The following is a 12,591-nucleotide window of genomic DNA, read 5'->3' as shown; positions in this document are numbered from 1 at the left end:
GATGTCTCCTCATCGCTTTGGACGGCCGGCGACCGCCGAGTCCATTTTTGTCACCCTGCAGTGCGGAAACAGCGAATCGACACACTGCCGCCCCCGCCGAACGTGAACTCAGCGCGAAAAAGCGGCCAAAATGTCGCCGTGAGCGCCGTTCGGCGCAAGGCCGTCGCGTAGTCTTCGCTGCGGCGGCCCGGCGTCAGAAGACGGCGCGCAGCGCGATGAGGCCGACCGAGCCCAGGATCGCCGCCGAGGGCAGGGTGATGACCCACGCCAGGGCGATCGGCATCAGGCCCAGTTGGTGGACCGGTTCACCATGCCGACGCCGAGGACGGCGCCGATGAGGATGTGAGTGCTCGACACCGGAAGGCGGCGCCCGATGAACCACAGCCCGGCGATCAGGGCCGCGCCGAAGGCGAGCATGGCCGCGGCGGGCACCGCCGCGCTGCCCTCGATGGCGTTGGTGCGCAGCACATCCAGCATCACCGCGAATGGACCGATGGCGTTGGCGATGTCATTGCTGCCGTGGCTGAACGCAAACCCCGAGGCGGTGAACACCTGCGTCCAGCTGAACATCAAAAAGGTTGACCGCCTGCAGTGATTCGCCCCGAAGCGTCTTGGCGAAGATGAAGGTGACCATCCACACCGCGGCGCCGATCATGCCCACGATGAAGTAGTTGTTCATGGTGCTCAGGCCCAGGTTCATGTGCTTGAAGCCCTTGAACAACAGCATCGCGGAGATGATCATGGCCCCGCCCCTGGCGACCACCGGAACCCAGTTCTACAGGGCCCGGAAGACGGCCACCTTGGACAGGTCCACGATGCCGCTGCGAATGGTCTCGGTGACGTCGCCGCGGGCGATCACCGCACCGCTGACCTCGAAGACGGCCGCGACCAGCAGCGCCTGTTTCATGGTCAGCGTGCCGGCGCCCACGCTGGTGCCGAAGGAGTTGGCGACGTCGTTGCCCCCGACGTGGAAGGCCATGAACATCCCGACGACGGTGGCCAGCACCAGGATGACCTGTGTTGATGACCTTTGTTGCCGCCCGCGCCCACGTAGTCGAACGCCCACATCGAGAACAGCGTGCACGATCCCGCCAGCAGCACACCGAACGACAGCTGCCAGGGCCGGTCCTGGCCGAGAAAGCCGCCGGGTGCTGGTGTCGGTGCCGCCGTCCGTTCCTGAACCCCGTTGGTCACTGAGTGCCTGCCCCTTCGTCTTTCGCCGACCCGAGGGGCAGCAGGCCACGGCACCGCGACCAGCGGCAAGTGAACACAAGTTGACTACCGCCCCGGATGCGGCGGGAGCTGAACGCACAAAACGCCGACCTCTGACGACGCTGTCAGAGGTCGGCGCAGCCAACTTTCTAAAGGAGGCTTGTTATGTTGCCTCGGCCCGGCTTTCCAGGGCTTTGACCGGGGCGGGGTCGTTCTCGGTCAGCCCGACCTTCGACGCCCCGCCCGGCGAACCGAGCTCGGCGAAGAAGTCGGCGTTGATCTGGGTGTACTCGCTGTACTCGGCGGGCAGATCATCCTCGTAGTAGATCGACTCGACCGGGCACACCGGCTCGCAGGCGCCGCAGTCGACGCACTCGTCGGGGTGGATGTAGAGCATCCGTGCGCCCTCGTAGATGCAGTCGACGGGGCATTCCTCGATGCATGCCTTGTCTTTGATGTCGACACAGGGTTCGGCGATCACGTATGTCACAAGTGGTTCCTTCCTAATCAGCGGAACGGCTGTCAGCCGTGGGCTATCCGCAGTAGCTCGGTCAGGTTGGCCAGCTTGGCGCGGGGGCGCCCGTGGGCCTCACCGGCCTCGCGCTCGAAGCGGTCGATCAGCTGCCATTGGTCGGCGGTGACCAGCTGCGGCTGACGCGAGGCCAGCCACTCGGCGAGTTCGCCGGCGTAGTCGGCGCCGCGCTCGGCCTGACCCGACTCCCGCGCCGCTTGCAGGTCGGCGAGCAAAGTGTCGACGGTCTCCTGCGAGCACTTCTTGTTGGTGCCGATCACCCCGGACGGGCCCCGCTTGATCCAGCCGGCCACGTATTCGTTGCGGCTGCCGTCGATCCGGCCGTTGGCGTGTGGGATCGTCCCGGACCTGTCGTCGAATGCCACGCCCGGGATGGCCACCCCGCGGTAGCCGACCGAGCGCACCACCAGCTGCGCGGGCAGCTCCTCGCGTGCGCCGGTGTCCTTGGCCACCATCCGGCCGTTGGCATCGGTGACGAGCTCGTTGCGGCCCAGCACGATGCTCTCGACCTTGTCGGTTCCCTTGATCTCGATCGGAGAGGTGAAGAACCGCAACACGATTCGCCGCTTGTCCGGATCGACCGTGCGGCCGGCGTACTCGCGCAGGATCTTGATGTTGTTCTTGGTGATCTTGCCGGCCGCGGCGGCGTCCTCGTCGCTGATGTTCTCCAGGTCGGCGGGGTCGACGACCACGTCGACGCCCTCGAGCTCGCCGAGCTCGCGCAGCTCCACGGTCGTGAACGCCGCCTCGAGGGGGCCGCGGCGGCCCACGAGCATCACTTCCTTGACGCCGCAGGGGCGCAGGGTGTCCAGCGCGTGGTCGGCGATGTCGGTGAGGGCCAGCACGTCGGGCTTGGTCACCAGCATGCGGGCGACGTCGACGGCCACGTTGCCGTTGCCCACCACGACGGCGCGGGCCCCCGACAGGTCGGGCGCCATCTCCTCGAAGTGCGGGTGCGCGTTGTACCAGCCGACGAAGTCCGTTGCGGCCACGCTGCCGGGCAGGTCTTCGCCGGGGATGCCCAGCGCGCGGTCCGACTGGGCGCCGACGGAGTAGATCACCGCGTCGTAGCGCTCGGCGAGCTCGGCGGCCTGCACCTGCTCGCCGACCCGCACGTTGCCGAAGAAGCGGAATCGGGGGTCCGCGGCGGTCTTCTCGAACTGCGCGCTGACGGACTTGATCTTCGGGTGGTCGGGAGCGACACCGGACCGCACCAGACCCCAGGGGGTGGGCAGCATTTCCAGCATGTCGATGGCCACATCGAAGTCATCGGAGCTGTCGGCGGCCTTCAGCAGCGACGCTGCCGCGAAGAACCCTGACGGACCGGAACCCACGATCGCGACGTGGTAGGGACGTCCCCGGTCCAGTGTCTGTGTCTGTGCCTCATTGGTTGGACGGGTCATGGTTCCCATGGTCGCCGCCGCGACAGGCCGCGAGTAGAGGTTTCGATGTTGTGGTGTCACAAGCTATGGTTGTGTCGACCATGCCCCTCAGCCCCCGCATGCCCGATTTGGCCTCGTTCGAGGTGTTTTTGGCGATCGCCGAAACGGGCAGCCTCGGGCGCGCCGCCCGCGAACTCGGGCTGACCCAGCAGGCCGTGTCGCGGCGGCTGGCCTCGATGGAGGCCCAGGTGGGGGTGACGCTGGCGGTCCGGACCACCCGGGGCTCACAGCTGACGCCGGCCGGTGTGATCGTCGCCGAGTGGGCGACGCGCCTGCTCGAGGTCGCCGGCGAGATCGACGCGGGGATGAGCTCACTGCGCAAGGAGGGCCGCGAGAAGATCCGGGTGGCGGCCAGCCAGACGATCTCCGAGCAGCTGATGCCGCACTGGCTGGTGTCGCTGCAGGCCGCGGCCGCCCGGCGCGGCAGCGCGTTGCCGCAGGTGATCCTGACTGCCACCAACAGCGAGCACGCGATCGCCTCGGTGCGCGACGGCACCGCCGACCTGGGCTTCGTCGAGAACCCGGGCCCGCCCAAGGGGCTGGGCACCGTCGTGGTGGGCCACGACGAGCTGGTGATCGTGGTGCCGCCCACCCACAAGTGGGCCCGGCGGTCGGGGGCCGTCACCGCCCGGGAACTCGCGGAGACGCCGTTGGTCGCCCGCGAACCCCATTCGGGCATTCGGGATTCGTTGACCGCGGCGCTGTGTCACGTGCTGGGCGACGACATGCGGCAGGCGCCGCCCGTCTTGGAGTTGACCTCGGCCGCGGCGATGCGCGCGGCGGTGCTGGCCGGGGCGGGCCCGGCGGCGATGAGCAAGCTGGCGGTGGCCGACGACCTGGCGGTCGGGCGGCTGCGCGCCGTCCACATTCCCGAGCTGGACCTGCGGCGCCAATTCCGGGCCATCTGGGTGGGCGGGCGCACCCCGCCGGCGGGAGCGATACGCGACCTACTCAGCCACATCACCTCGGTCGGGCCGAAAAAGTGACGCGCGGGCGTCAGGCCGCCGTTTCCTCGGCCAGCGCCTGCTCGTAGCGGTCCAGCAGCGTCTCGGCGACCAGCGGATGCGCGCCTAGCGGCGCGGCCATCGGGATGCCGTTCTCGCGCGCGTAGGTCGACACGCGGTCGGTGATCAGGCCCGGCGCCAGGAACCACGGCGCCATGACGACCCGGCGGGCGCCGCGGCGCTGCAACCGGTGAACGGCCTGGGGCACCGACGGGTCGGGCCGGGTCGCGAAGGCGATCGTGGCCCCGGCCCAGCGGGTGCCGGCGGCCAGCATGGCGGGCACCTGCGCGGTGCGCGCGTTGACCGCCGCGTGCGACGAGCCGATCGCGACCACCACGACGCCGAGATCGTCGTCGTGCGGTGACACCCCCACCTCGGCGAGTCGTTCGTGCAGGACCGACACCAGCCGGGCGTCCTCGCCGAGCACGTCGGCCTGGCGCACGCCCAGCGCGCCGGCCTCCGCGACCTGCTTGGGGATGTCCAGCCGCGCGTGGTACGCGCTGGCCAGCAGGAACGGACTGATCACCGCGTCACGGCCGTCGGGCAGGCCGGCCAGCACGTCGGCGAAGTGCGGGGCGTTGAGCTCCAGGAACCCCAGCCGCACGTCCAGGCCCGGCCGCAAGCTCCTCAGCTGCTCGGCCACGGCGTGCGCATTGGCCGCCGACCGTGGATCGCGGCTGCCGTGCGCGGTGAGGATCAGCGTGCTCACGAGCTATGCAGCCCGCATTCGATCTTGCCCTGGCCCTGCCAGCGTCCGCTGCGCGGATCGGCGCCCTCGACCGGCTTGGCGGTGCAGGGGGCGCAGCCGATCGACGGGTAGCCCTCGTCGACGAGCGGGTTGACCAGCACGCCGTGCTTGTCGATGTAGTTCTGCATGTCCTCGTCGGTCCAGGCGGCCAGCGGGTTGACCTTCAGCAGGCCGAACGCCTCGTCGAAGCTGACGAACGGGGCGTTGGCGCGGGTCGGGGCCTCCACCCGGCGGATCCCGGTGACCCAGGCGGAGTAGCCGCTCAGCGCCTTGCGCAGCGGGACGACCTTGCGCAGCCGGCAGCACTCGTTGGGGTCGCGGGAGAACAGGTCCTTGCCCAGCAGCTCGTCCTGCTCGGCCACGGTGTGCTCCGGCGTGACGTTGAGGATGTGCACGTCGTAGACGGATTCGACCGCGTCGCGGGTGCCGAGCGTCTCGGCGAAGTGATAGCCCGTGTCCAGGAACAGGATCGGCACGCCGGGGCGCACCTGGGCGGCCAGGTGCACCAGCACGGCGTCCTGCATGTTGGAGGCGACGATGTAGCGGCTGGTGGACCAGTCCCGCGGACCTTCCACGGGACCGAAGTGCTCGTCGGTCCAGCGCAACATGTCCTCGGCGCTGGCGCCGTCGAGCTCGGCCGCGCCGCGCTGCGCCAGCTCACGTAACTGCTCCTCGGTGAAGTTGTTCACCACTTCGGTCATTTCGATGTGTCCTTAGGTCGTAACGATCGGCACTTGTGGGCTGGTTATCGAAGGTCGGCTTCCTCGGCGCGCAGTGCCCAGTTGGCGAACCGCTCGCCGTCCTCGCGCTGCTCGAGGAACTTGCGGGTCACCCGGTCGATGTAGTCGCCGAGCTCGGCGCTGGTGACCTTGTGCTGGCGCAGCTTGCGGCCGAAGTTGCTCTCGTCGCCCAGGCCGCCGCCGAGGTGGACCTGGAAGCCCTCCACCGACGTGCCGTCGCCGTTGTCGATCCACTGGCCCTTGAACCCCATGTCGGCGACCTGGATGCGGGCGCAGGAGTTCGGGCAGCCGTTGAGGTGGACGGTGATCGGCACGTCGAGCTTGTCGTTGACGTCGGACAGCCGCTCTTCGAGCTCGGGCACCAGCGACTGCGCCCGCACGCGCGTCTCGGCGAACGACAGCTTGCAGAACTCGATGCCGGTGCAGCCCATCGTGCTCTTGCGCCAGTTCGACGGGTTCGACGGCAGGCCGATCTTGTCCAGCTCGGTGACCATGTAGTCGACCTTGCCGTCGGGCACGTCGAGGATGATCAGCTTCTGGTAGGGGCTGAACCGGGCCCGGTCGGAGCCCACCTCCTCCATGAGGTCGGCCACCTTCTGCAGGATGGTGCCCGAGACACGCCCGGCGACGGCGGCCACCCCGATGGCGTTCTTGCCGTTCTTGATCTTCTGCACGCCGACGTGGTCGATCGGGTGCTTGGCCGGCTCGGGGGCCGGGCCGTCGATCATCTTGCGCTTGAGGTACTCGGTCTCCATGACCTCGCGGAACTTCTCCACGCCCCAGTCCTTCACCAGGAACTTGATCCGGGCCTTGGCGCGCAGCCGGCGGTAGCCGTAATCACGGAAAATCTGGGTGACGGCCTCCCAGACGTCGGGCACCTCGTCGAGGGGAACCCACACGCCGACCCGCTGGGCCATCATCGGGTTGGTCGACAGGCCGCCGCCGATCCACAGGTCCATGCCGGGGCCGTGCTCGGGGTGGTTGACGCCGATGAACGCGACGTCGTGGGTCTCGTGGGAGACGTCCTGCAGGCCCGAGATCGCGGTCTTGTACTTGCGCGGCAGGTTGGCGTAGTCGGGGTTGCCCAGGAAGCGGCGGATGATCTCGTCGATGGCGGGCGACGGGTCGAGCACCTCGTCGAGCGAGTCGCCGGCCAGCGGGCTGCCGTGGATGCCGCGGGGACAGTCGCCGCAGGCCTCGGTGCTGGACAGACCGACGGACTCCAGCCGGCGCCAGATCTCGGGGATGTCCTCGATCGTGAGCCAGTGGTACTGCAGGTTCTCCCGGTCGCCGATGTCGGCGGTGTCGCGGGCGAACTCGGTGGAGATCTGGCCCATCACGCGCAGCGTGTTCGCCGACATCGGCTTACCGTCGGAGCGCACGCGCATCATGAAGTACTTGGACTCGAGCTTGTCGATGTTCTCATCGCCGGTCCAACCGCCGTCGTAGCCCTGCTCACGCTGGGTGTAGAGGCCCAGCCACTTGAAGCGGAACCGCAGGTCGGACTTGTCTATGCTGTCGAAGCCCTCTTTCGCGTACTTGTTGATGACTCGGTCGCGCGCGTTCAGCGGACCGTCGTCGTGCTTGACCTGCTCGGCGTCGTTGAGGGGGTCGCGGCTTCCCAGCGCCCACTGGCCTTCATCTCGAGTCTTGGCGGGACGGGCTGTGGTCATAACGTCTCCTTCTCGAACATCGCCGGCGATGGATTACCGGCCTAAACTGCGCGCCTCGCAGGTGATCGTTTTGGGCTGCACACCCCCGCAGCACGCGCCTAAAAGCAGGCTAGCTCGACTTCAACAATTATGTTTGTCGGCAAGAGTTGCCCGCAGGCACAACATTGGACCTACGGGTCACGACATTCATGGTGCGCCGGTCAGCAGCAGTTTAGTAGAGGTGTCCTTGTTGTGAGCCCACAAACCGACGTTGTGTGTGCGGCTTCACGTTGACGATGCGACGGTTGCGCGTGACGTTGATCGGGGATCGCGGAAGGGTTTGCCGGGCAATCGCTTTCGGCGACCGCGACCGTCATCTGGTCTCGGCGTCGCGGACGTCGCCGGGGGGCGATCGCCGCCCAGGGCATTACTCTTGGAAAATGGCACGGTAATCGATTCCCAGTAGGCTCGCGTTTTTCAAAGGGGACGTGGGCCCTGGCTGAAAGGTTCGTATGAGCGCCGACACAGTTCACGACGTGATCGTCATTGGTTCGGGTCCCGCGGGTTATACCGCGGCGCTTTACACCGCGCGGGCGGAGTTGGCGCCGCTGGTGTTCGAGGGGACGTCGTTTGGTGGGGCGTTGATGACGACCACCGAGGTGGAGAATTTTCCGGGGTTTCGTGAGGGGATCATGGGCCCGGCGTTGATGGATGAGATGCGCGAGCAGGCGTTGCGGTTCGGGGCCGATCTGCGCATGGAGGACGTCGAGGCGGTGTCGTTGCAGGGTCCGGTCAAGACGGTGACTGCTGAGGGGGTGACGCATCGGGCGCGGGCGGTGATCTTGGCGATGGGGGCTGCGGCGCGGTATCTGGGGGTGCCCGGGGAGCAGGAGTTGCTGGGCCGGGGTGTGAGTGCGTGTGCGACCTGCGACGGGTTCTTTTTCAAGGAGCAGGACATCGCGGTGGTCGGGGGTGGTGACTCGGCGATGGAGGAGGCGACGTTTTTGACCAAGTTCGCCCGCAGTGTGACGTTGGTGCATCGGCGGGAGGAGTTTCGGGCGTCGCGGATCATGTTGGATCGGGCGCGGGCCAACGACAAGATCCGGTTTTTGACCAACCACACCGTGGAGGCGGTCGAGGGCGTGGACACGATGACGGGTTTGCGGGTGCGTGATGTGGTCAGCGGGGTCGAGTCGACGTTGCCGGTGACGGGGATGTTCGTGGCGATCGGGCATGATCCGCGCTCGGAGTTGGTGCGCGACGTGCTTGAGGTCGACCCGGAGGGGTATGTGCTGGTGCAGGGGCGTTCCACGGCGACTTCGATCGAGGGGGTGTTCGCCTGTGGGGATCTGGTGGACCGCACCTACCGGCAGGCCATCACCGCGGCCGGCAGCGGCTGCGCGGCGGCCATCGACGCCGAACGCTGGCTCGCCGAGCACGTGAGCACCAGCGAAGCCGCACACGGCGATGCGACCGAGATTCCGGACAACACGTTGACGGGGGCCCGCAATGACTGACAGCACGGTGGACGTGACCGACGCGTCGTTCGCCACGGAGGTGCTTTCCAGCGACAAGCCTGTGCTGGTTGACTTTTGGGCGACCTGGTGCGGTCCGTGCAAGATGGTGGCCCCGGTGCTCGAGCAGATCGCCTCCGAGCAGGGCGAGCAGCTGACCGTCGCCAAGCTCGACGTCGACGCCAACCCGCAGACCGCCTCCCAGTTCCAGGTGGTGTCGATCCCCACCATGATCCTGTTCAAGGACGGCGAACCGGTGAAGCGGATCACCGGGGCCAAGGGCAAAGCGGCTCTGCTGCGCGAGATTTCGGAGTTCGTCGATTAGCTCATGGGGACCGACACCGCCCGAATCGCCTCGGCGAGGATTTCGGTGACGACCTCCGGCCGGGAGATCAGCGGCGCGTGATCGACCCGGTGTGTCCGCGTGTGGGCATTCATGCGTGCGGCCATGAACTTTTGGGTGGCCGGGTTGATCATCCGGTCTTCCTCGGCGATCGGATGCCAGGTGGGTAGCTCTTTCCATCCGGGTTCGGGCACCGGCTTCTGGATGTACGCCACGGCGATGGGCCGCCGGGCCGCGGCGAGCACCGCGTGTTCCCGGTCGCCCGCGTGCTGGGCGAAGGCTTCGGCAAGGGCGTTGGTGGGAAGCCAGATCCAACCCTGGTCGTCGGGTGCGAGTTCGGGTGCCCGCGGGTCCGGGGGATTGCGATAGAAGACGTCGGCGACGGCCTCGCAACACTGGGTTGTGCAACCCAGACGTGTTGTACGTTGTCGCCGGCGGGTCAATCGGGTGCGTGGCGCCAGAGAGTCGTTGCGGCGGTCCGCCTTCCGCGCTGCGGCAAGTAGCGCGGTGGGCGCCGCTCAGTCACATTGGCCACACGTGCCCCTGGCTTGGCCGACCGGCTTTGTGCCCGCCTCGTAGCGACAACCGTGCAGCGGCCGGATTTGTCGCTATGAGGCGGGCGCATCGGCACGTCCCCCAGACTTGTGACGCGTGGGGTCAGCCGAACAGCACGTCGGGGTTGAGGATGCCCGCCGGGTCGAAGCTCTGTTTGATGCGGCGCAGCAGGTCCACCTTGACCGGGTCTTCGAGTTCGAGGAAGTACGGGGTCTTGGCCCGCCCGAGGCCGTGCTCGCCGGAGATGGCACCGCCCAGTTCCATTGCGAGCGCGAAGATGTCGGTCATGAGCTGCTTGCGCGCGGCCGGGTCCTTGCAGAAGATCGCCAGGTGCACATTGCCGTCGCCGGCGTGCCCGCAGCCGACCGCACCGCCGCCCGCGGCCCCCGCCAGGTCCCGCGCGCCGGCAAGGAATTTCGGCATCGCGCCGCGCGGCACCACGGTGTCGATGATGTCGTCGGCGCCCATCGCCTTGGCCGTCCAGAACGCCTTCTCGCGGGCCTCGATGAGCTTGCGCGCCGAGGCCCCTTCGAGCACGTAGGCGTCGGCGGCGCCGAGCTCGGCCAGCAGCTCGCCGGCCCGCTCGACGTCCTCGTCGAGCCGGTCGGCCGTCCGGTTTTCCAGCGCCACAACGAGATAGGCCTGGCAGCTGTCGCGGATCGCGTCGGGAACACCCAGCTCCAGGTGCTGGGTGTGGACGAGCGCGGCCATCGTCATGTTGTCGACGTATTCGAGGATGTAGGGGCCGAGCCCACTGGCCAGGATCGCCGGCACCGCCGCCATCACCTGGTCGAAGTCGGCGAACGGGGCCAGCACGGTGGCGCTGTGCGCGAGCCGCGGGTGCAGCTTGACGATCACCTCGGTGGCCAGCGCCAGGGTGCCCTCGGAGCCGACGATCAGCTGCGTCAGGTCGTAGCCGGTGGACACCTTGGCGATCCTGCCGCCGGTGCGGATGATCTCGCCGGTCGGCAACACGGCCTGCAAGCCGACCACGTTGTGGCGGGCGATCCCGTACTTGACCGCGTTCATCCCCCCGGCGTTGGTGCCGACGTTGCCGCCGACGCTGGAGGACAGCTCGCCCGGGTGGACCATGTAGCGCAGCCCGCAATCGGCGGTCGCGGCGTCCAACTCGGTCAGCGTCACCCCCGGTTGCACGACGGCGACCTGATTGACGGTGTCGACCTCGAGGACCTTGTTCATCCGCTCGAAGGAGATCAGCAGCCCGTCGGCGCGGGGGATCGCCGCGCCCGACAGGCCGGTGCCCGACCCGCGCGCCGTCACGGGAACCTTGCTGGCCGTGGCGGTTTCGAGGAGCCGTGCGACCTCCTCGGCGCTCGACGGCTTGGCCAGGTAGGCCGGCTTCTGCGGCGGTGCGGTCAGTTCCTCGTCGTGGGCGTAGTCGTCGGGGATCGCGTCCCCGGTCAGCAGGTTGTGGGTTCCGACGATCTCCGCGAAACCCGCCGTCATGTTGCTCATGAACGCACTTTAGAACCCACCCCCTCGGCGGGACGCAGCATCCGCCCGCTCACGAGCGCCGAGAGCCGGCCGGGCAGGAGCCGTCCGCCGGCGGCCATCACCCGATAGCGCCACCCGGGCACGACCGCGGCGTGGCCACGGTCGAGGGCGCGCAGGCCCGCGGCCACGACGGGTTCGGGCGCGGCCAGGCGCCGATAGATCGCGGTGTGCGAGACGTCCGAGCCGAGCGCGTCGGCGGGTCTCGGCCCACAACGCCTGGCTGAGCGAGAGGACGAACGCCTTGGACGCGCCGTAGGTGGCCTGGTACGGGCCGGGCTGAAAGGCGATGGTGGAGGCGACGTTCAGGATGCCGCCGCGGCCGCGGGCCGTGACCGGCGAGGCCGATCGCGCCGCCCAGGAGCGGCCAGACCGGCCAGAAGTACGTCGCGGTGGTGGTGGCGGCGACCGCGGCCCAGACCGTGAGTACGACGACGGCCATGGCCAGGTAGGCGCCGGTGTGCGAGCGCACCCCGCGGCGCGCCGCGGCGGCGCGGGCGGCCCGGCGGCGGGGATCGTGGCGCCGGATGGAACACCGCGTCCAGGCGCGCTTCGTAGTCGGGCAGCTGCAGGTAGCCCTGGGCGAGGGCTTGGCCCAGGAGGTCGGCGGTCTTTTCGCGGTCGCGGTCGCCGGCCAGCAGTTCGAGTGGCGTGGTCATCGCGGGCTCCCTCCGCTGACGATGTGAATAGCATTAACATAAACCACGATGTTAATGTCGTCAACATGACACGGACCGCGCGGCGGGACAGCTACCACCACGGCGACCTCAAGCGCGCGCTGACCGACGCGGCGCTGGCGCTGGTGGCCGAGAAGGGGCCGAAGGGTTTCACGCTCACCGAGGCGGCCCGGCGCGCGGGGGTGAGCGCCGCGGCGCCGTATCGGCACTTCGCCGACAAGGCGGAGCTGCTGGCCGCGGTCGCCGAGCAGGGCTTCGATGAGCTGCACGCCGAGCTGGCGGCGGCCGCCGAGGGCGTGGCGGAACCGCGGGAGCGCGTGATCGAGCTCGGCCGGGTGTATGTGCGCTGGGCCGTCGGCCATCCCGACCACTATCAGGTGATGTTCGGAGCGGAGTCGCTCAAGGCCGAGCATCCGAGCCTGGCGACGGCCGCCGAGCGGGCGTTCGACGACCTCCTCGCCGCGATCACGACGTGTCAGGAGGCGGGCCTCGTCGGCGGGGGCGATCCGCGCGAACTCGCCGCGCCGCTGTGGTCGCTGGTGCACGGGATCGCGTCGCTGACCATCGGCGGCGAGCTGCGTGCGGTGGGCATCGGGCAAGATCCGGAGGAGATCGTCAAGAACGTTGTGGCCCAGCTGTTTTGACGTGCCGCGCGCTCAC

At 68.5% G+C, this 12,591-nt stretch carries 12 protein-coding genes and 2 pseudogenes; 4 read left to right on the top strand and 10 right to left on the bottom strand.

Annotated features, from left to right (window positions below; all coding sequences use genetic code 11):
- Positions 1-193: 193 nt before the first annotated feature.
- The 3 genes and pseudogenes from ACJ512_RS19580 to ACJ512_RS19570 form a co-directional block, all read right to left on the bottom strand.
- Positions 194-1,248 (bottom strand): annotated as a pseudogene (locus ACJ512_RS19580) (inorganic phosphate transporter).
- Positions 1,249-1,375: 127 nt separating this feature from the next.
- Positions 1,376-1,702 carry a ferredoxin gene (fdxA, locus tag ACJ512_RS19575; protein ID WP_369738144.1) on the bottom strand — a complete coding sequence of 109 codons (327 nt, stop codon included), beginning with the start codon at positions 1,700-1,702 and terminating at the stop codon, positions 1,376-1,378.
- A 32-nt stretch (positions 1,703-1,734) separates the two neighbouring features.
- A complete protein-coding gene (locus ACJ512_RS19570) occupies positions 1,735-3,147 on the bottom strand; it encodes an FAD-dependent oxidoreductase (RefSeq protein WP_407689317.1) in 1,413 nt (470 codons plus the stop codon).
- Positions 3,148-3,227: 80 nt separating this feature from the next.
- Here ACJ512_RS19570 and ACJ512_RS19565 point away from each other — a divergent pair, with 80 nt between their 5' ends.
- Positions 3,228-4,172, top strand: coding sequence for a LysR family transcriptional regulator (locus ACJ512_RS19565; RefSeq protein WP_407689319.1), 945 nt, complete (start codon positions 3,228-3,230; stop codon positions 4,170-4,172).
- A 10-nt stretch (positions 4,173-4,182) separates the two neighbouring features.
- On the opposite strand, the gene ACJ512_RS19560 is transcribed toward ACJ512_RS19565, so the two are convergent.
- From ACJ512_RS19560 to ACJ512_RS19550, 3 genes are read right to left on the bottom strand one after another with little or no spacing between them, the layout of a single operon-like run.
- Complete coding sequence (locus ACJ512_RS19560) at positions 4,183-4,899, bottom strand: sirohydrochlorin chelatase (RefSeq protein ID WP_407689316.1); 717 nt, start codon at positions 4,897-4,899, stop codon at positions 4,183-4,185.
- Positions 4,896-5,639 carry a phosphoadenylyl-sulfate reductase gene (locus ACJ512_RS19555; RefSeq protein WP_407689315.1) on the bottom strand — a complete coding sequence of 248 codons (744 nt, stop codon included), beginning with the start codon at positions 5,637-5,639 and terminating at the stop codon, positions 4,896-4,898. The genes ACJ512_RS19560 and ACJ512_RS19555 overlap by 4 nt, the downstream gene beginning before the upstream one ends.
- A 44-nt stretch (positions 5,640-5,683) precedes the next feature.
- Positions 5,684-7,351: a nitrite/sulfite reductase gene (locus tag ACJ512_RS19550; RefSeq protein ID WP_407689314.1), complete on the bottom strand. Its 1,668-nt coding sequence runs from the start codon at positions 7,349-7,351 to the stop codon at positions 5,684-5,686.
- A gap of 491 nt (positions 7,352-7,842) precedes the next feature.
- On the opposite strand from ACJ512_RS19550, the gene trxB reads away from it, so the two are divergent.
- On the top strand, positions 7,843-8,847 hold the full coding sequence (gene trxB / locus ACJ512_RS19545; RefSeq protein ID WP_461479811.1) for a thioredoxin-disulfide reductase: 1,005 nt from the start codon (positions 7,843-7,845) through the stop codon (positions 8,845-8,847).
- Complete coding sequence (trxA, locus tag ACJ512_RS19540) at positions 8,840-9,169, top strand: thioredoxin (protein ID WP_461479810.1); 330 nt, start codon at positions 8,840-8,842, stop codon at positions 9,167-9,169. The genes trxB and trxA overlap by 8 nt, the downstream gene beginning before the upstream one ends.
- On the opposite strand, the gene ACJ512_RS19535 is transcribed toward trxA, so the two are convergent.
- The 4 genes and pseudogenes from ACJ512_RS19535 to ACJ512_RS19520 all read right to left on the bottom strand — a co-directional run.
- A complete protein-coding gene (locus ACJ512_RS19535) occupies positions 9,166-9,630 on the bottom strand; it encodes an alpha/beta fold hydrolase (protein ID WP_407687339.1) in 465 nt (154 codons plus the stop codon). The genes trxA and ACJ512_RS19535 overlap by 4 nt on opposite strands.
- Before the next feature lie 214 nt (positions 9,631-9,844).
- Complete coding sequence (locus ACJ512_RS19530) at positions 9,845-11,218, bottom strand: FAD-binding oxidoreductase (protein WP_407687340.1); 1,374 nt, start codon at positions 11,216-11,218, stop codon at positions 9,845-9,847.
- A gap of 9 nt (positions 11,219-11,227) precedes the next feature.
- Entirely contained in the window at positions 11,228-11,563 is a 336-nt protein-coding gene (locus tag ACJ512_RS19525) for a hypothetical protein (protein ID WP_461480142.1), read from the bottom strand.
- Positions 11,517-11,913: pseudogene (locus tag ACJ512_RS19520) on the bottom strand (DUF1707 SHOCT-like domain-containing protein); the annotation flags it as partial. The gene ACJ512_RS19525 and the pseudogene ACJ512_RS19520, both read right to left, overlap by 47 nt.
- Before the next feature lie 65 nt (positions 11,914-11,978).
- On the opposite strand from ACJ512_RS19520, the gene ACJ512_RS19515 reads away from it, so the two are divergent.
- On the top strand, positions 11,979-12,575 hold the full coding sequence (locus ACJ512_RS19515) for a TetR/AcrR family transcriptional regulator (protein WP_407687341.1): 597 nt from the start codon (positions 11,979-11,981) through the stop codon (positions 12,573-12,575).
- Positions 12,576-12,591: the final 16 nt, after the last annotated feature.

This window comes from Mycobacterium cajalii (genome assembly GCF_045809005.2).
Lineage (GTDB): Bacteria > Actinomycetota > Actinomycetes > Mycobacteriales > Mycobacteriaceae > Mycobacterium.
This window is presented reverse-complemented; position numbering and strand designations above follow the sequence as displayed.